General features: G+C 57.3%; 16 protein-coding genes. 1 reads left to right on the top strand and 15 read right to left on the bottom strand.

What is annotated here, in order from left to right:
• Positions 1-49: 49 nt before the first annotated feature.
• From LGM20_RS18255 to leuS, 14 genes are all read right to left on the bottom strand, one after another.
• A complete protein-coding gene (locus tag LGM20_RS18255; protein ID WP_032428660.1) occupies positions 50-946 on the bottom strand; it encodes a YbeF family transcriptional regulator in 897 nt (298 codons plus the stop codon).
• 192 nt (positions 947-1,138) lie between these two features.
• Positions 1,139-1,783 (bottom strand): lipoyl(octanoyl) transferase LipB, encoded by a 645-nt coding sequence (gene lipB, locus LGM20_RS18250; RefSeq protein WP_023288830.1) that lies wholly within the window; start codon positions 1,781-1,783, stop codon positions 1,139-1,141.
• A gap of 104 nt (positions 1,784-1,887) precedes the next feature.
• On the bottom strand, positions 1,888-2,151 hold the full coding sequence (ybeD, locus tag LGM20_RS18245; RefSeq protein WP_002894474.1) for a DUF493 family protein YbeD: 264 nt from the start codon (positions 2,149-2,151) through the stop codon (positions 1,888-1,890).
• Positions 2,152-2,263: 112 nt separating this feature from the next.
• Positions 2,264-3,463 carry a D-alanyl-D-alanine carboxypeptidase DacA gene (gene dacA / locus LGM20_RS18240; RefSeq protein WP_023288831.1) on the bottom strand — a complete coding sequence of 400 codons (1,200 nt, stop codon included), beginning with the start codon at positions 3,461-3,463 and terminating at the stop codon, positions 2,264-2,266.
• A 139-nt stretch (positions 3,464-3,602) separates the two neighbouring features.
• Entirely contained in the window at positions 3,603-4,751 is a 1,149-nt protein-coding gene (rlpA, locus tag LGM20_RS18235) for an endolytic peptidoglycan transglycosylase RlpA (RefSeq protein WP_044521613.1), read from the bottom strand.
• An 11-nt stretch (positions 4,752-4,762) separates the two neighbouring features.
• Positions 4,763-5,875: a peptidoglycan glycosyltransferase MrdB gene (gene mrdB, locus LGM20_RS18230; RefSeq protein ID WP_004885876.1), complete on the bottom strand. Its 1,113-nt coding sequence runs from the start codon at positions 5,873-5,875 to the stop codon at positions 4,763-4,765.
• Entirely contained in the window at positions 5,875-7,776 is a 1,902-nt protein-coding gene (gene mrdA, locus LGM20_RS18225) for a peptidoglycan DD-transpeptidase MrdA (protein WP_023288833.1), read from the bottom strand. The genes mrdB and mrdA overlap by 1 nt, the downstream gene beginning before the upstream one ends.
• A 27-nt stretch (positions 7,777-7,803) precedes the next feature.
• Complete coding sequence (gene rlmH / locus LGM20_RS18220; protein ID WP_002894620.1) at positions 7,804-8,271, bottom strand: 23S rRNA (pseudouridine(1915)-N(3))-methyltransferase RlmH; 468 nt, start codon at positions 8,269-8,271, stop codon at positions 7,804-7,806.
• A gap of 3 nt (positions 8,272-8,274) precedes the next feature.
• On the bottom strand, positions 8,275-8,592 hold the full coding sequence (gene rsfS, locus LGM20_RS18215; RefSeq protein WP_023288834.1) for a ribosome silencing factor: 318 nt from the start codon (positions 8,590-8,592) through the stop codon (positions 8,275-8,277).
• Positions 8,593-8,814: 222 nt separating this feature from the next.
• Positions 8,815-9,444 carry an adenosylcobalamin/alpha-ribazole phosphatase gene (locus LGM20_RS18210; protein ID WP_044521614.1) on the bottom strand — a complete coding sequence of 210 codons (630 nt, stop codon included), beginning with the start codon at positions 9,442-9,444 and terminating at the stop codon, positions 8,815-8,817.
• Positions 9,445-9,516: 72 nt separating this feature from the next.
• The gene (gene nadD / locus LGM20_RS18205; protein ID WP_032455122.1) at positions 9,517-10,167 is read right to left on the bottom strand and encodes a nicotinate-nucleotide adenylyltransferase; all 651 of its coding nucleotides are present in this window, start codon (positions 10,165-10,167) and stop codon (positions 9,517-9,519) included.
• The gene (holA, locus tag LGM20_RS18200) at positions 10,160-11,191 is read right to left on the bottom strand and encodes a DNA polymerase III subunit delta (RefSeq protein ID WP_032428664.1); all 1,032 of its coding nucleotides are present in this window, start codon (positions 11,189-11,191) and stop codon (positions 10,160-10,162) included. Before holA ends, nadD begins: the two co-directional genes overlap by 8 nt.
• Positions 11,191-11,781, bottom strand: a complete 591-nt coding sequence (gene lptE, locus LGM20_RS18195; RefSeq protein ID WP_004885890.1) for an LPS assembly lipoprotein LptE — start codon at positions 11,779-11,781, stop codon at positions 11,191-11,193. The genes holA and lptE overlap by 1 nt, the downstream gene beginning before the upstream one ends.
• A 14-nt stretch (positions 11,782-11,795) precedes the next feature.
• Positions 11,796-14,378: a leucine--tRNA ligase gene (gene leuS, locus LGM20_RS18190; RefSeq protein ID WP_044521615.1), complete on the bottom strand. Its 2,583-nt coding sequence runs from the start codon at positions 14,376-14,378 to the stop codon at positions 11,796-11,798.
• Positions 14,379-14,604: 226 nt separating this feature from the next.
• Here leuS and LGM20_RS18185 point away from each other — a divergent pair, with 226 nt between their 5' ends.
• Positions 14,605-15,087: a zinc ribbon-containing protein gene (locus LGM20_RS18185; protein ID WP_025999140.1), complete on the top strand. Its 483-nt coding sequence runs from the start codon at positions 14,605-14,607 to the stop codon at positions 15,085-15,087.
• A 309-nt stretch (positions 15,088-15,396) separates the two neighbouring features.
• Here the strand turns inward: LGM20_RS18185 and LGM20_RS18180 are convergent, their stop codons facing one another.
• The gene (locus tag LGM20_RS18180) at positions 15,397-17,175 is read right to left on the bottom strand and encodes a filamentous hemagglutinin N-terminal domain-containing protein (RefSeq protein WP_044521616.1); all 1,779 of its coding nucleotides are present in this window, start codon (positions 17,173-17,175) and stop codon (positions 15,397-15,399) included.
• Positions 17,176-17,202: the final 27 nt, after the last annotated feature.

Raw genomic sequence — 17,202 nt, 5'->3', positions numbered from 1 at the left:
CCGGCAAATTGTAAAATAGTTGTTGTTTTATCCTTTTCCCTTCCGTGCGCTACGCCTTAAACGCCTGGATCACGGTCTCAATGATCTCTTTCAGCAATGGCTCTTTCCCGCTCTGCTTATTGAAGTGCAGCGCAACATCAATCTGCTCTTCCCGCAGGGAGGGGAAGTCCAGGGTCTGCAGCGGCCAGAGACGGGATACCATGGCGAACAGGCGCTCGGTGGTCAGCCCCAGCATGTCGCTCTCGGCGATCATTGCCGCCTGGGTTAGCAGGTTGAAGGTGCTGAAACCGCAGCGGCGCTCGCCCATCTCCTCCTGCAGCCGACGGTGCAGCGTAGGGTAGCGCTGGCCTTCCGGCAGCAGCAGCGCAAACTCGTATTGTGCAAGGGCGGATTCATCCTGCGGACCCTCCAGCGCGGGATGCCCAGCGCGGCAGTACATCTGCACCCGTTCCTGATACAGCACGTGATGGCTTATCGCCTGGCCGCTGTGCAGATGGGTATCAATCAACAAATCCACCTGGCGCTGGTCGAGCTGCCGCGCGGCGTCGGTGAGGGCGATGTTGTGCAGCAGGATCTGCGGAAAGACCGGCTTCAGCGCGCTGGCCAGGCCAGGCATCAGCAGCGCCCCCATGGCTGGCGTGGTGGCGATAGTGATCACCCGCTGCTGGTGCGGGCTGCCGGTGATATCCAGCGCGCTGAGGAAAGCCTCCATACCGCGGCTGATGTACTGGTGAAGATGGGTGGCATAGGCGGTGGGCGTTACGCCCTGGCCTTTGCGGATAAACAGCGGATCGGGGAACAGCGCCCGCAGTTTGTTTATTGACTGGCTAATGGCCGACGGCGTGATATTGAGTATCTTCGCGGCATTGACGATACCTTTGTGTACGTACACGGCTTCGAAGATGGTCAACAGATTGAGGTCAATATTACGCAGGATGCGAAACATCTGACGGTCGTAACGTTCGTCCTGTCGGTCAGGAGATTCTGACGGCGGCGTATTCTCTGGCACGCGATGAGTCCGGTTGGGAATGATAGGCCAAGTATAGCGGCCCACCGCGTTGCCGTGCGTGACAATTGATTGCAAAAATAATGTGTTACTCGTTCAGCACCCCGCCGTCAGCGGGGCGCTGGTCTGCCCTTAACCCTGAGGAAGGTATTCGTGCGGGGGATTGTTCAGCAGCGCCAGCAGATGGGCGACCAGCCGCGGAGCCACTGTCTCCGGAGTGGCTTCCGGCTGCCACTGGCGCATTTGCGTCATCTCCATACCGGCATAGCCGCAGGGGTTGATACGCAGAAACGGCGTCAGATCCATCGCGATATTGAGCGCCAGGCCGTGGAAAGAGCAGCCTTTGCGGATCCGCAGCCCCAGAGAGCATATTTTGCGATCGCCGACGTAGACGCCAGGGGCATCGGCGCGGGGGTGCGACTCAATACCGTATTCGGCAAGGGTATTGACGACCGTTTGCTCCAGCAGCGTCACCAGTTCACGCACGCCCAGCTTGCGGCGCTTGAGGTTCAACAGGACGTACATTACCTGCTGTCCCGGGCCGTGATAGGTTACCTGGCCGCCGCGATCGCTCTGGATCACCGGAATATCACCGGGCACCAGCAGGTGTTCCGCTTTGCCGGCCTGACCCTGGGTGAAGACCGGGTGATGTTCCACCAGCCAGATCTCATCGAGGGTATCTTCATCACGGGCGTCGGTAAATTCGTGCATCGCCTGCGAGACGGGTTCGTAAGGTTGCAGGCCAAGCTGCCGGATTAGAATTTTATTGTGCTGCAAAACAACATCTCCGCCGGGAAGAGAGAATTCAGGTCGGGGAGTATATCACAGCCGTGCGGGAGGGAATGAGAAGACCCGGCACGGCGGCCGGGTCAGGGAAAAGGTTACAGCACCATCCGAACGATATCGATATTGCCTAACTCTTCGTACAGCGTTTCCACTTGTTCAATGTGAGTGGCGTTGATGGTGATGGAGACCGAGTGGTAGTTACCTTTGCTGCTCGGTTTTACTGACGGCGAGTAATCACCAGGCGCATGGCGCTGTACCACTTCCACCACCTGATCAACCAGCTCAGGCAACGCCTGCCCCATTACTTTGTAAGTAAATGGCGTAGGGAATTCAAGCAGTTCGTTAAGTTTGGTTTTCATGTCAGCTCCGGTGTTACGACAAAATAATAACTCCCACCAAGGGCGGGAGTTATCAGGTTACTTGGATGAATAGTATATGGGGATGGAAATCACACTTTCAAGTGTTCGATTTTTAACCAAACCAGTGGTGGAACATTAATTTAATGTAATCAATAATTTTACCGAAGAAATTACCTTCCGGAATTTCCTGCAGCACCACCAGCGGGCGCTGGTCAATGGTTTTACCATCCAGCTGGAAGTTAATGGTGCCGACGACCTGGTTTTTCTGCAGCGGTGCATGCAGCTCAGTGTTATTCAGCACGTAGCTGGCTTTCAGATCTTTCATCCGGCCGCGCGGGATGGTCAGGTAGACGTCTTTATCCACCCCCAGCGAAGCGCGATCGCTGTCGCCGAACCAGGCCGGTTCGGAAGCAAACTCTTTGCCGGCTTTAATTGGGTTGACGGTTTCGAAGAAGCGGAAGCCCCAGGTCAGCAGTTTTTTGCTTTCCGACTCACGCCCTTTGAACGTCCGGCCGCCCATTACCGCCGAGATCAGACGCATCTGCCCTTCGGTGGCGGAAGCGACAAGGTTGTAGCCCGCTTTGTCGGTGTGGCCGGTTTTGATGCCGTCGACGTTCAGGCTGTTATCCCACAGCAGGCCATTACGGTTCAGCTGGCGGATACCGTTGAAAGTGAACTCTTTCTCACGATAGATGGAGTACTCGTTCGGCACGTCGCGGATCAGCGCCTGGCCAATCAGCGCCATGTCGCGCGCCGAGCTGAACTGGCCGTCAGCATCGAGGCCGTGAACAGTCTGGAAATGGGTGTTTTTCAGGCCGAGGGCGTTGACGTAGTTGTTCATCAGGCTGACGAAGGCGTCCTGGCTGCCGGCGACATAGTCGGCCATCGCCACGCAGGCATCGTTACCGGACTGCAGGTTGATACCGCGGATCAGCTGGGAAACCGGCACCTGCATCCCCGGCTTGAGGAACATCAGGGAAGAGCCTTTGAATACCGGGTTGCCGGTGGCCCAGGCGTCGTTGCCGACGGTGACCAGATCGGACTCTTTGAATTTGCCCGCTTTCATCGCCTGACCGATAACATAGCTGGTCATCATTTTGGTCAGACTGGCCGGGTCGCGGCGGGAGTCGGCGTTGTTTTCAGCCAGCACCTTGCCAGAGTTGTAATCGATAAGGATCCAGGATTCGGCGTCAATCTGCGGGGCGCCTGGGATCATCGTTTTGATATTCAGGTCATCGGCGCGGGCAGCGGAGGAGAGCGCTGCAACGGAGAGCGCCGTGATGAGTAAACGAGCGGTGAAAGAGGTCTTCATGGTCAGAACAACGGCATCCGTGATGGAGTTAAAAAAAGTGCCTTACTATAGCAAATGCTCTGCGGGCCAGCATCCGACATTGCGCATGAGTTTGTTAATGACTTTTACATGCGCAAGGTGAACGGGCTGCCCGCGGCCTTTAGTTGGCGCGAGTAATAAAAGACTGCAGCTGCGCTTCGCTTTGCAGGCGCTGCTGAACGGCGCTGGCCTGCGCCTTGTCGGCAAACGGCCCCAGCTGAATACGCCACACCGCGCCGTTTTGCATGACCCGGCCTGGCACAGAGAACTGCTGGCTCAGACGCTGCTGATACTGCTGCGCCCGCGCCTGGTCGCTCACTGCGCCCACCTGCACGACAAAGCTACCGCTGGCGCTGGAGGCGGTGGAAGACGAAGCGGCAACGGCGCCGGCGGCTGCGGCGGTGGCCGCTGCGGGCGCGACGCTACCCTGGATGGAGCCGGGCGCGGTTACCGGCGCTGCTGGCGTGGCGCCGGCGGCAGGTGCCGTCGCGGCGGCGGCCACGGGTTCGCTGCTCTCCAGCACGCCGCTGTTCAGCGGCGTCGGGGCGCCGAGAAAACCGCCGCTGTTCACCGGTGCGCCAACGCTGTCTTCCGGCTTCAGCGTGCTGTTGCTGATCGGGCGAACGTCAGTGGGCGCGGGCTGGCTCATGCCAGCGGCGTCACCGCCGTCCAGATTCGGACGGGCGGGCAGGGCGTAAGTCTGTTTGGCGACGGTGGTACAAGCCATTCCCGGGCCGGAAAGCGAACCGTCAGGCGCGACGATGATCGGGTCGATACGCACTTTGGTGTTGTTCGAGGTGTTCAGGCGATCGGCGGACGCGCGGGAGAGCGAGATAACCCGATCGTTGCCGTAGGGACCGCGATCGTTAATCCGCACGACGATCATGCGCCCGTTGGCGAGGTTGGTGATCCGCGCATAGCTCGGGATCGGCAGCGTCGGGTGCGCCGCGGTCAACTGCGTCGGGTCGAAGGTTTCACCGCTGGCGGTCAGGTTGCTGTTGGGTTCCGCGTCATAGATCGCCGCGAAACCGGCCTGAGTAAAGTTTGCCGGATCCTGGACGATGTTGTAGCGCTTACCGTCGCGCTCATAATCCTGATTCGCCGTCGCGTTCGGCGTTTCATACTGCGGATCGGCGCCGCTGATCTCAACCGTCGGGCCATTACAGACGGCCGGCTGTGGAGTACTGACCGTCTTTTGTTGCACGTCATCACTCGAACATGCCGCCAGCAGCCCCGCTGCTATGCAGATCCCCAGCCATTGCTTACGCATTGCGAACCCCTTTAAACGCTTTTCGACAACATTTTTCTGTGGGTATGGATCGACATCACGATACCAAACCCGGCCATCAATACGATCAGGGCGGAGCCCCCGTAGCTCACCAGCGGCAACGGTACGCCCACCACCGGTAAAATACCACTCACCATACCAATATTTACGAAGACATAAACGAATAAAATCAACATTAAACCACCGGCCATGACCCGGCCAAAGGTGGTCTGCGCCTGGGCGGCGATCCACAGTCCGCGCATGATCAGCAGAATATAGAGCGCCAGCAGGATCAGCACGCCAATCAGGCCCAGCTCTTCGGCGAGAACGGCAAAGATAAAGTCGGTATGGCGTTCCGGCAGGAACTCCAGCTGCGACTGGGTGCCGTGCAGCCAGCCTTTGCCGCGCAGACCGCCGGAGCCAATGGCAATTTTAGACTGAATAATGTGATACCCCGCGCCCAGCGGGTCGGTTTCCGGATCGAGCAGCATCATCACGCGCTGGCGCTGATAGTCGTGCATCAGGAAGAACCACAAAATTGGGATAAAGGCGGCGACCAGCACCACCGCAATGCCGATCAGGCGCCAGCTGAGGCCGGAGAGGAACAGCACAAACAGACCGGAGAGGGCGATCAGAATCGAGGTCCCGAGGTCAGGCTGCGCCGCCACCAGCAGCGTCGGCAGGAAGATCAGCACCAGGGCAATACCGGTATTCTTCAGCGAAGGCGGGCAGACGTCGCGGTTAATAAAGCGCGCCACCATCAGCGGCACGGCGATTTTTGCAATCTCCGACGGCTGAAAGCGGACGATACCGAGATCCAGCCAGCGCTGCGCCCCTTTGGAGATGGCGCCGAAGGCGTCGACGGCCACCAGCAGAATAATACAGAAAATATAGAGGTAGGGCGCCCAGCCCTCATAGACCCGCGGCGGGATCTGCGCCATGACGATCATGATCACCACGCCCATGGCGATCTGGCCGATTTTACGCTCCATCATGCCGACGTCCTGACCGCTGGCGCTCCAGATAACCAGCGCGCTGTAGGTCAGCAGCGCCAGCAGGATCAGCACCATAGTGGGGTCAAGATGGATCTTATCCCACAGCGATTTTTTGTTCGGATTATCCGTCATTATTGATCCTCCCCTGCGGTTACCGCCGGGTTTTCGCTTGGCAGCGTGGTGTTGTTATCGCCCAGCATGATGTGATCGAGGATTTGGCGCATAATCGTACCGACCGCCGGGCCGGCACCGCCGTTTTCCAGGATCATCGCCACGGCAACCTGCGGGTTGTTATAAGGCGCAAACGCCGTCATCAGTTTATGGTCACGCAGACGCTCAGAGATTCGGTGCGCGTTATAGGTTTCGTTGGCCTTCAGGCCGAACACCTGGGCGGTACCGGACTTGGCCGCGATTTTATACGGCGCGCTGGCGAAATATTTGTGCGCGGTGCCGTTGCCGCGGTTGGCCACGCCGAACATGCCGTCTTTGGCGATTTCCCAGTAGCCGGAATGGATGTCGCCTACCGGCGGCTCATGAGGCTGGACCCACGGAACGGGCTTGCCGTCTTCCACGGTGCTTTGCAGCAGGTGCGGCACTTTCACCACCCCGTCGTTAATCAGGATCATCAGCGCTTTGTTCATCTGGATCGGCGTGGCGGTCCAGTAACCCTGGCCTATGCCCACCGGAATGGTGTCCCCCTGGTACCAGGGTTTCTTAAAGCGTTTGAGCTTCCATTCGCGGGTCGGCATGTTGCCCGAGCGCTCTTCGGCGAGGTCGATACCGGTATAGTGGCCGTAGCCGAACTTGCTCATCCACTCCGAGAGGCGATCGATGCCCATGTCATAGGCGACCTGATAGAAATAGGTATCCGCGGACTCCTCCAGCGCTTTGGTGACGTTCAGATGGCCGTGGCCCCATTTTTTCCAGTCACGATAGCGTTTTTCCGAGCCGGGCAGCTGCCACCAGCCCGGGTCGAACAGGCTGGTATTGCGCGTGATCACCCCGGCGCTCAGCGCCGAGACGGCGACGTACGGTTTGACCGTCGATGCCGGCGGATAGACCCCTTGCGTCGCACGGTTGACCAGCGGCGTGTTGGGATCGTTGAGCAGGCCGGAGTAATCTTTGCTGGAGATGCCGTCGACGAACAGGTTCGGGTCGTAGCTCGGCGTCGAAACCAGCGCCAGAATGGCGCCGGTACGCGGGTCGGTGACCACCACCGCGGCGCGGCTGCCGGCCAGCAGCGTTTCGATATACTGCTGTAGCTTGAGGTCGAGGGTGAGGTAGATGTCGCGTCCGGCCTGCGGAGGCACCTCTTTGAGCTGACGAATAACGCGGCCGCGGTTGTTTACTTCAACCTCTTCGTAGCCGGTCTGACCGTGCAGGACGTCCTCGTAATAACGCTCAATACCCAGCTTACCGATGTCATGGGTCGAGGCGTAGTTGGCCAGTTTGCCCTCTTTATCGAGGCGGTCGACGTCTTTATCGTTAATTTTCGACACGTAGCCGATGACGTGCGTCAGCGCCGAGTTATAGGGGTAGTAACGGCGCTTGTAGCCTTTGACTTCCACACCGGGAAAGCGGTACTGGTTGACGGCAAAGCGGGCCACCTGCACTTCGCTGAGGTTGACCTTGACCGGAATCGAAGTAAAGCGATGGGAGCGGGCGCGCTCCTTTTTGAAACCGGCGATATCATCGTCGGTTAAATCGACGACATCGCGTAGCGCATCCAGCGTCTGCTGCACGTTATCGACTTTCTCCGGCATCATCTCCAGCTGATAAATGGTGCGGTTAAGCGCCAGCGGGGTGCCGTTGCGATCGTAAATAATGCCGCGGCTCGGCGGGATCGGCACCAGCTTGATGCGGTTTTCGTTCGAGCGCGTCTGATAGTCGTCGAAGCGAACGATTTGCACATTGTACAGGTTGGCGATCAGAACGCCGGTAAGCAGCAAAATCCCCAAAAAAGCGACCAGCGCCCGGCGCACGAACAGCGAGGATTCAGCCGTATAGTCGCGGAAAGAATTCTGTAATTTCATTCGCTGCTCAGTCTACCCTGATCATCATTACTCACGGTGGTACGGATGGTTGGTGGTAATGCTCCACGCCCGATACAAGCTCTCGGCCACCAGTACGCGCACCAGCGGGTGAGGTAAGGTGAGGGTGGAGAGCGACCAACTCTGTTCCGCCGCTGCTTTACAGGCTGGAGAGAGGCCTTCCGGGCCGCCGACCAGCAAACTGACGTCGCGCCCGTCCTGTTTCCAGCGTTCCAGTTCGCGCGCCAGCTGCGGCGTATCCCATGGTTTACCCGGAATATCCAGGGTCACGATGCGGTTTTTACCGGCAGCGGCTAACATCATCTCGCCCTCTTTTTCGAGGATGCGCTTGATATCAGCGTTCTTGCCGCGCTTACCGGCAGGGATCTCCACCAGTTCGAACGGCATATCTTTGGGAAAACGGCGCAGATACTCGCTAAAGCCGGTCTGTACCCAGTCCGGCATTTTGGTGCCAACGGCCACCAGCTGCAACTTCACGCATTAACTCCAGAGTTTTTCCAGCTCGTACAGACGACGGCTCTCTTCCTGCATGACGTGAACCATCACGTCGCCGAGGTCGACGACGATCCAGTCGGCGGCGGCTTCCCCTTCAACGCCCAGGGGCAGCAAGCCGGCGGCGCGGGATTCCTGAACCACGTGGTCGGCGATGGACATCACATGACGCGTGGAGGTGCCGGTGCAGATAATCATGCAATCGGTGATGCTGGATTTGCCATGTACATCAATGGCAACGATGTCCTGACCTTTCAGGTCATCAATTTTGTCGATAACAAAATCCTGGAGTGCTTTACCCTGCAAGTGTTCCCCCTGGGTGCGTGAAGATTGATAATCATAAAGAGCCTGACAGTATACCTGAACTAATGAAAAAGTCGGGTGAAATGTCTGTCGGCAGGCGTTCGCGGCGGAGTATCATCCCATCCCTCGCCGAGGATTGCATCGCCATTTTTGTAAAACAATTTCTGCAAACCTGCTTTGGCGGATGCTGCCTGGCAGCGGAGAATAGCAGCCTGCTCTGGCCTGTCAATGGTTCGGCGGGAATTCTTGTTGCGGCTGCCAGACGGCCTGGCTATTTAATACCCGCAGGGTGGTGAAATCGTCGCGAATGTCGAGGAGACTCCAGGCGCCATGGGCTATCGGAAAGTGCCACATCGCCGCGGCGGGCATCTGCAACAGCAGGGCGGTCAGCAGGCTCAGGACGCCCTGATGGCCGACGATCAGCAGGTGGTCAAGATGGCGGCAGTCGGTCAGCGTGGGGGTAAACTCGCTGACACGGCGGGCAAAACGCTGAAAGCTTTCGCCGTTGGTCGGGGCCGCGTGCTGCCAGTCAGCGCACCATGCGGCATAGTTTTCCGCATCTTCTCGCTGGAGGTCGCGATGATGGCGCATCTCCCAGTCGCCGAAAAACATCTCATTGAGCGCGGCATGGCATTCGCGCGGGATAGCGCGATCGCCAAGCAGCAGATCGGCCGTTGTCCCGGTCCGCGCCAGCTCGCTGCAGAAGACTTTATCGAAAGGCGCCGCGCGCAGTCGTTCACCGAGCGCTCGCGCCTGAGCGACGCCGCGCGGCGTCAGGGGCGTGGGGGCATGGCCGCTGTATAACCCGGCAACGTTAGCTTCGGTTTCGCCATGGCGAACTAACCACAATTTCATGAACAGGCTCTGACAGGCGTTGGAGAGGTGGCGTTACGATAGCGCTTTTTTCGCGCCAGGCCCAGCCCGGGGTCAGCAATAGAGACCCTGCTCGCGGATGTAGTCCAGCACCGCGGCCGGCAGCATCTCGGCGCAGGACTCGCCGCGCTCAAGGCGCTGGCGAATGATCGTCGCCGAAATATCGAACCACGGGGTCTCAGCCAGGTAGATCACGCCGGAAGGGCGGTGATGCAAAGACTCCACGTCGTGGGTTAAATGGCGATCCAGCCAGCGCTGATCGGCCTCATGGGCCATGGTCAGCGGGTAACCCGGCCGGCGGCAGACAATCAGGTGGACATTGTCGAGGATGGTTTCATAGTTATGCCAGGTGGGAAAGGTGAGCAGCGAATCCTGGCCAATGATAAACGCCAGCGGCTTGTGCGGCCCCTGCTCCTGGCGCCACTCCTGCAGCGTTTGCGCCGTCCAGGAGGGGGTATCGCGCCGCAGTTCGCGTTCATCGAGCGTGAACAGCGGCTTATCGGCAATCGCCAGCTTCAGCATGTGCACGCGCTGGGCGCTGGTGGCTTCCGGCTGGGGACGATGCGGCGGGACGTTATTAGGCATGATGATGACCTTGCTCAGGCCAATCTGATTCGCCAGGATCTCGACCGGCTTGAGGTGACCATAATGCACCGGATCGAAGGTGCCGCCATAGATTGCCTGTAAGTGAGTCATATCAACCATCAATAAAAACGTCCGCCAGGGCTTTGTGGCAGAGCAACAACGAAAGACTTTCCAGTTCGGGCCAGACGTCGTACCCGTAATCCTGTTTAAAGGTCAGTTCCGCGCGGGTCAGAAGGGTCACCGCCTGGCGCAGCTGTTCGCCGCTGAGTCGGGCGAGGGCGTCGCTGAGCAGCTGACGGCGGTTTTGCCAGACCCGATGTTTATCAAACAGCGAACGCAGCGGCGTCTGCGCCGACTGGCGCTTGAGGGTGACCAGCAGCAGCAGCTCCCGCTGTAGCGTACGCAGCAGGATCGCCGGCTCGCAGCCTTCAAGACGGAGCTGCTGCAGAACGTGCAGCACGCGCTTACTTTTGCCTGCCAGTAGGGCATCGACCCAATGGTAAGGGGTAAAGTGCGCGGCATCGTTCACCGCCTGCTCAACGCGGGGCAGGGTCAGCTTACCGTCCGGCCAGAGGAGCGCCAGACGCTCCAGCGCCTGCGCCAGCGCCAGCAGATTGCCTTCGTAACAGTAGCACAGCAGCTGGCTGGCCGCGTCGTCGAGCTGCAGCTGATGCTGTTTGGCCCGCGCGGCCAGCCAGCGCGGCAGCTGCGCGTATTCCGGCGTCTGGCAGCTGACCTGGACGGCGCGCTGAGCCAGCGCGGTGAGCCACGCGGCATTCTCCTGGGCTTTAGTCAACTTACTGCCGCGAACGATCAGCAGCAGGTCGTCGTGCAGCAGACCGACCAGCGTCGCCAGCTGTTCGTTGATCGCCGCGTTGGGGCCGTTTTCCGGCAGGATCAACAGCAGGGTTTGCCGGCTGGCAAACAGGCTCATCGCCTGGCTTAAGGCGAAAAGCGCCTGCCAGTCGGTGCTGCTATCGATAGTGAAGGTGTGGTGTTCGGTAAAGCCCTGCGCGGCAGCGGCTTCGCGAATAGCGTCCTGGCTTTCCTGCAACAGCAGAGGATCGTTGCCAAGCAGCAGATAGGCCGCGCGCAGCCCTTCAGTGAGCTGCGCGCGGAGCTGTTCCGGGTACAACCGAATCATCATTGACCCAGCGTGGTGGAGACGCGGTTACCCGAGGACGCCGGCGCGGTGCTGCCCGCGACCGGTTTTTCTTCCTGCTGGGTGGCTTCAACATCCGCTACCTGAACGCTTGGCAGTTTACGAATCAGCTGTTCCGCCGCTTTATCGTACATTTCCTGGATAATCATATCCTGCTCGGCGTCTTTGGCTAGCGCCGCCTGCGGGTTATCAAAGAACGAACGATAGACCTTGGTGGTTATCGGATAGATATCGTGACCCGGGATCAGGACGCTGGCATGAACGGTCATGACCATCTGATATTCCGCCGTACGACCGTCCTGGAACACCGATGCCGTATCTTTCTGAATCGACGATCCATCGAGGCGCAGAGAAGGGACATCTTTACGCAGCGTGCTGGCGTCGATCAGTTCCACGCCGTTAAGACGCAGCTGATTACGCACCGCGCGGCTTAACGGCCCGTTCGGATCGCTCGACTGGAAGATCATGGTTTTCATGGTGGTGGGCACCTTGGTAGTGCTACGCAGATGCCAGCCACAGCCGGCGGTGGCAAGCACCGCCAGAGATAACAACATTGTTACCAGATATCGCACGCTTCCTCCCGCGCTTAGCCAACGACCAGATTGAGCAGTTTACCCGGAACGTAAATCACTTTACGCACGGTTTTGCCGTCGAGATACTTCGCCACCAGATGCTCCTGGCCGGCGCGCTCGCGGACCTGCTCTTCAGTTGCGTCTACCGCAACGGTAATTTTACCACGAACTTTGCCGTTGACCTGGACGACGACGAGGGTGCTGTCTTCCACCATCGCACTTTCATCTGCCACTGGCCACGGCGCGTTGTCGATATCGCCTTCACCGTTCAGCTCACGCCACAGGGTGAAGCTGGCGTGCGGGGTGAACGGGTTGAGCATACGCACGACCGCCAGCAGGGCTTCCTGCATCAGAGCGCGATCCTGCTCATCTTCCTGCGGCGCTTTCGCCAGCTTGTTCATCAGCTCCATGATCGCCGCGATGGCGGTGTTGAAGGTCTGACGACGACCGATGTCATCGGTCACTTTGGCGATGGTTTTGTGGATATCGCGACGCAGCGCTTTCTGATCTTCACTCAGCGCCGCCACGTTCAGGGCCGCAACGTCCCCTTTGGTGGTGTGTTCGTAGACCAGCTTCCAGACGCGTTTCAGGAAGCGGTTCGCCCCTTCGACGCCAGATTCCTGCCACTCGAGGGTCATATCCGCCGGGGAGGCGAACATCATGAACAGACGCACGGTATCCGCGCCGTAGCGCTCAACCATGACCTGCGGGTCGATGCCGTTGTTTTTCGACTTGGACATCTTGCTCATGCCGGTGTACACCAGCTCGTGGCCCGCCGCGTCTTTCGCTTTCACGATGCGGCCTTTTTCGTCACGTTCGACGATGGCGTCAACCGGGGAGACCCAGTTACGTTCGCCGTTTTCGCCTACGTAGTAGAAAGCGTCAGCCAGCACCATGCCCTGGCACAGCAGCTGTTTCGCCGGCTCATCGGAGTTGACCATGCCCGCGTCGCGCATCAGCTTGTGGAAGAAGCGGAAGTAGAGCAGGTGCATGATCGCGTGTTCGATACCGCCGATGTAGATATCGACCGGCAGCCAGTAGTTGGCCGCTTGCGAATCCAGCATCCCTTCCTGATACTGCGGGCAGGTGTAGCGCGCATAGTACCAGGAGGACTCCATAAAGGTGTCAAAGGTGTCGGTTTCGCGCAGCGCTGGCTGGCCGTTAACCGTGGTCTTGGCCCATTCAGGATCGGCTTTGATCGGGCTGGTGATGCCGTCCATGACCACGTCTTCCGGCAGGATCACCGGCAGCTGATCTTCCGGGGTCGGCAGCACGGTGCCGTCTTCCAGGGTGACCATCGGGATCGGCGCGCCCCAGTAGCGCTGACGGGACACGCCCCAGTCGCGCAGGCGGTAGTTAATTTTACGTTCGCCGACGCCCATGGCTGCCAGTTTGTCGGCAATGGCGTTGAAGCCCGCTTCATAATCGAGGCCGCTGAACTCGCCGGAGTTAAACAGGACGCCTTTCTCGGTCAGCGCCTGCTCCGAGAGATCTGGCTCAGAACCGTCGGCGGCGAGGATCACCGGCTTGATGTTCAGCCCGTATTTGCTGGCGAACTCGTAGTCGCGCTGGTCGTGACCCGGAACGGCCATCACCGCGCCGGTGCCGTACTCCATCAGCACGAAGTTAGCCGCCCACACCGGAATTTCTTCGCCGGTCAGCGGGTGGATAGCTTTAAAGCCGGTATCGACGCCTTTTTTCTCCATCGTCGCCATGTCGGCTTCCGCCACTTTGGTGTTGCGGCATTCGTCGATGAAGGTGGCCAGCGCCGGATTGTTGGCCGCAGCCTGCTGCGCCAGCGGGTGACCCGCAGCGACCGCCAGGTAGGTACAGCCCATAAAGGTGTCCGGGCGGGTGGTGTAGACGGTCAGCTTGTCGGCGTAATGGTTAACGTCAAAGGAGATTTCCACCCCTTCAGAACGGCCGATCCAGTTGCGCTGCATGGTCTTCACGGTGTCCGGCCAGTGGTCCAGCTTATCCAGATCGTTCAACAGCTCATCGGCGTAGGCGGTGATTTTAATAAACCACTGCGGGATCTCTTTACGCTCGACTTTGGTGTCGCAGCGCCAGCAGCAGCCGTCGATAACCTGCTCGTTGGCCAGTACGGTCTGGTCGTTCGGGCACCAGTTCACCGCGGAGGTTTTTTTGTACACCAGGCCTTTTTTGTACAGCTCGGTGAAGAACTTCTGCTCCCAGCGGTAGTATTCCGGGGTGCAGGTCGCCAGCTCACGGCTCCAGTCATAGCCGAAGCCCAGCATTTTGAGCTGGTTTTTCATGTAGGCGATGTTGTCGTAGGTCCACGGCGCTGGCGCGGTGTTGTTTTTTACCGCCGCGCCTTCCGCAGGCAGACCGAACGCATCCCAGCCAATCGGCTGCAGGACGTTTTTACCCAGCATGCGCTGATAGCGGGCAATCACGTCGCCGATGGTGTAGTTACGCACGTGACCCATGTGTAGTCGACCAGAAGGATAAGGAAGCATCGACAGGCAGTAATACTTCTCTTTGCTCTCGTCTTCAGTTACTTCAAATGTACGATTTTCGTCCCAGTGAAGCTGGACTTTCGATTCTATCTCTTCCGGGCGGTATTGCTCTTGCATGGCAGCCAGTGGTCCTGTTTTCAATACAGCTACAAAATGTAGCCAATGGATGTGTTATTTCAGATCGGCATAGCATAGCCCAAACGCCAACGTCAAAACAGCTTTTCGCACATCAACATCGGCAAAAGCTGGGCAGATTATTTCGCGAGTCTGTGGCTTGTCAGACACAGCGGGAGAGGAATAAGGTCTATTATCAGAAGACGTTAACCACACCGGAGGCGAAATGATGAACAAGGTTGCTCAATATTACCGTGAACTGGTCTCCTCGCTCAGCGAACGGCTCCGCCATGGAGAACGCGATATTGACGCGCTGGTGACGCAGGCACGCGATAAAATTGTCCGCGCCGGCGATCTGACGCAGAGCGAGATTGAGTCGGTAATAGCCGCGGTCAAGCGCGATCTTGAGGAGTTTGCCCGCAGCTACGAAGAGAGTCATGAAGACGAGAGCGACAGCGTGTTTATGCGGGTGATCAAAGAGAGCCTGTGGCAGGAGCTGGCCGATATCACTGACAAAACCCAGCTTGAGTGGCGGGAGGTTTTTCAGGATCTGAATCACCACGGCGTATACCACAGCGGCGAAGTGGTCGGTTTAGGTAACCTGGTGTGTGAGAAGTGTCACTATCACCTGGCGGTGTATACCCCGGATGTGCTACCGCGCTGTCCGAAGTGCGGCCACGATCAGTTCCAGCGTCGCCCGTTTGAGCCCTGATCGATCGGGCCCGGTGCTGAATGATTGCGCCGGGCCGGTGAAAAAATAATTAATGATAAATCTAATGGGGCAATATAAACCTTATAGATTTATTGGTGTTATGCTCATATTTTTTACACCGCCACGGATTATCGTGGAGCATAACGCGCAGCGTATCGCAGCCAGCTCAGCGTATGATATTGACCAAATTAATTTGGAATAAGATGCGCGGTGCGCTTGCTAATGGGGCGTGGGCGCTGTCTGATAACAAGGCTATGTCATTTGCGGAGACTCATCGGCGATGCGCTGTCGCCAGCGCATCGCTTATTGTCAACGAATAGTATTTATTTCTGCCTGTTTATACTGCTGGCGACCACCCATGTCAGAGGCGTAGTTATGGTAAGAATTGACCACTAACTTATCAGCAGAAAGAGAACCTGCATTACAAATTGAAAGGTTCAGGAAACCGCAGCGGTAGCCACCATTTTTGACATACCGGGTGGTCATCGTCAGGGAACCATTCGCCTTAATCGTTTTATAGTTGGTGATGTCAGCGGTTTGCTGCGTATACAGAGTCATGTCCCCGCTACTCATCATTTGACCCTCATTAAGTATGCCGTTATTCGCGGTGATGTTGACAGCATTCCCGTCGATCGTTGCCCTGTTCCGCAGGTAGTTACTCTCGATGCTCAGCGTGTCGCCGTAAATATAATAAATATTATCGATCACATCGCCTTTAATCGACAGGGAATGTTGACCAACAATATTCCCTTCCTGATCCAGATTACCGTTAGTCACTATGGATACATCGTTACCTTCAATGCGACCTTTGTTATATATCTTCCCCGAAGTGATGTTGTCATCCTTTTTAGCTTGCACGGTCAGGCTGGAGTTAGCCCGGATGTTGCCGGTGACGTTAAGCGTATTGCCGCTGAAAGCAATGTTTGTGACATCGCCCAGGATTGAACCGCCGTTATCGATATTGACAGCGGACACGGCTAACTGGCCATCAGAGTCGATATAGGACCCATAGCGAGTAGTGAGATTGCCCCCGCTGGCTACGGATAGCATCTGAGTTCCCCTAAAAGTACCCGCGTTAACGAGATCGCCGCTAGCATTTACGCCAAGTGTTTTGCTGCTGGCAATAGTGCCTTCATTGTTTAATGTCCCCAAACTGGACAACGCCGTAGCGTAAGCGGTGCTATTAATGGTACCTTTATTTTTCATATCCCCTGCAGACACCATATTAGCGACAAGGCCGTCCGCGTTGATGGCGCCCTCATTAATCAGAGAACCATAGCTCGTCATCATAAGCATAGAGTTTGCGCTAATAACGCCTTTATTACGCACGCCGAGGCCTAAGGTATTCCCCACCATACTGATGCTATTGGCCTTGATACCGCCTAGATTGCTGATATCAATACTATATTCCGGTATGAGCATCTGCATGACCGTAGCCGTTTTCCCATGGTTTGCTATCTCTCCGGTAGCGTTATTATATGTGAAGTTACCCGCGCTGAGGGCGGTGCTGGCGGCGTTAAGGGTACCGTTAATCGCAATGGCATCCGCAAGCAAGATCGCATAGTTTGAGGAGGCGTTCATGCCTTTATCACCGATGGTGATTTTACCCTGCGTGACCGTATAGCTATCAATCGCGCCGGTGTCGCTCAGATTGACCTGGCCTGTCGTCAGCACTGCTTTGTTAGTATTAATAAAACTGCATCCGGAGCAGGAGATGCCGTTAGGGTTGGCGATAACGACATCGGCTTTTTGTCCGTTAACCTCGATAAAGCCCTGCAGGTTACTCATTTTATTGGAGGTCACTTCATTTAAAATGACGGAAGCGCTGCCGTTGGTCAGATTGTTATTCTTTGCGATATTACCGTGAGTTTCGTGATTAACGTCACTGGCACTATTGTTTAATATGGTGCCGTTAGGGCCGACGTTAAATTCGCGATATAAGTTATGCGAGACGCCAGCGGCATTTGGGGCTTCGATATCAATAACATTAGCCCCTGATTTATGCGTATAGCTTGAGGGATCGGCATAAACAACGGATGAACTTAGCGCTGCAGCCAGCGCAACATATGAAACCTTGAATTTAAACATGTAATTTATTCCTTTAAATATGAAAAA

This window comes from Klebsiella quasipneumoniae subsp. quasipneumoniae, from assembly GCF_020525925.1.
Lineage (GTDB): Bacteria > Pseudomonadota > Gammaproteobacteria > Enterobacterales > Enterobacteriaceae > Klebsiella > Klebsiella quasipneumoniae.
The sequence above is the reverse complement of the archived record's forward strand: the minus strand, read 5'-3'. Positions and strand labels throughout refer to the sequence as shown.

Excerpts from the sequence above, each read along its gene's own strand:
- LGM20_RS18255 (WP_032428660.1), bottom strand. The coding sequence starts at position 946 with ATGTTTCGCATCCTGCGTAATATTGACCTCAATCTGTTGACCATCTTC.
- ybeD (WP_002894474.1), bottom strand. The coding sequence starts at position 2,151 with ATGAAAACCAAACTTAACGAACTGCTTGAATTCCCTACGCCATTTACT.
- dacA (WP_023288831.1), bottom strand. The coding sequence starts at position 3,463 with ATGAAGACCTCTTTCACCGCTCGTTTACTCATCACGGCGCTCTCCGTT.
- rlpA (WP_044521613.1), bottom strand. The coding sequence starts at position 4,751 with ATGCGTAAGCAATGGCTGGGGATCTGCATAGCAGCGGGGCTGCTGGCG.
- mrdB (WP_004885876.1), bottom strand. The coding sequence starts at position 5,875 with ATGACGGATAATCCGAACAAAAAATCGCTGTGGGATAAGATCCATCTT.
- mrdA (WP_023288833.1), bottom strand. The coding sequence starts at position 7,776 with ATGAAATTACAGAATTCTTTCCGCGACTATACGGCTGAATCCTCGCTG.
- LGM20_RS18210 (WP_044521614.1), bottom strand. The coding sequence starts at position 9,444 with ATGAAATTGTGGTTAGTTCGCCATGGCGAAACCGAAGCTAACGTTGCC.
- nadD (WP_032455122.1), bottom strand. The coding sequence starts at position 10,167 with ATGGTTGATATGACTCACTTACAGGCAATCTATGGCGGCACCTTCGAT.
- holA (WP_032428664.1), bottom strand. The coding sequence starts at position 11,191 with ATGATTCGGTTGTACCCGGAACAGCTCCGCGCGCAGCTCACTGAAGGG.
- leuS (WP_044521615.1), bottom strand. The coding sequence starts at position 14,378 with ATGCAAGAGCAATACCGCCCGGAAGAGATAGAATCGAAAGTCCAGCTT.
- LGM20_RS18185 (WP_025999140.1), top strand. The coding sequence starts at position 14,605 with ATGAACAAGGTTGCTCAATATTACCGTGAACTGGTCTCCTCGCTCAGC.
- LGM20_RS18180 (WP_044521616.1), bottom strand. The coding sequence starts at position 17,175 with ATGTTTAAATTCAAGGTTTCATATGTTGCGCTGGCTGCAGCGCTAAGT.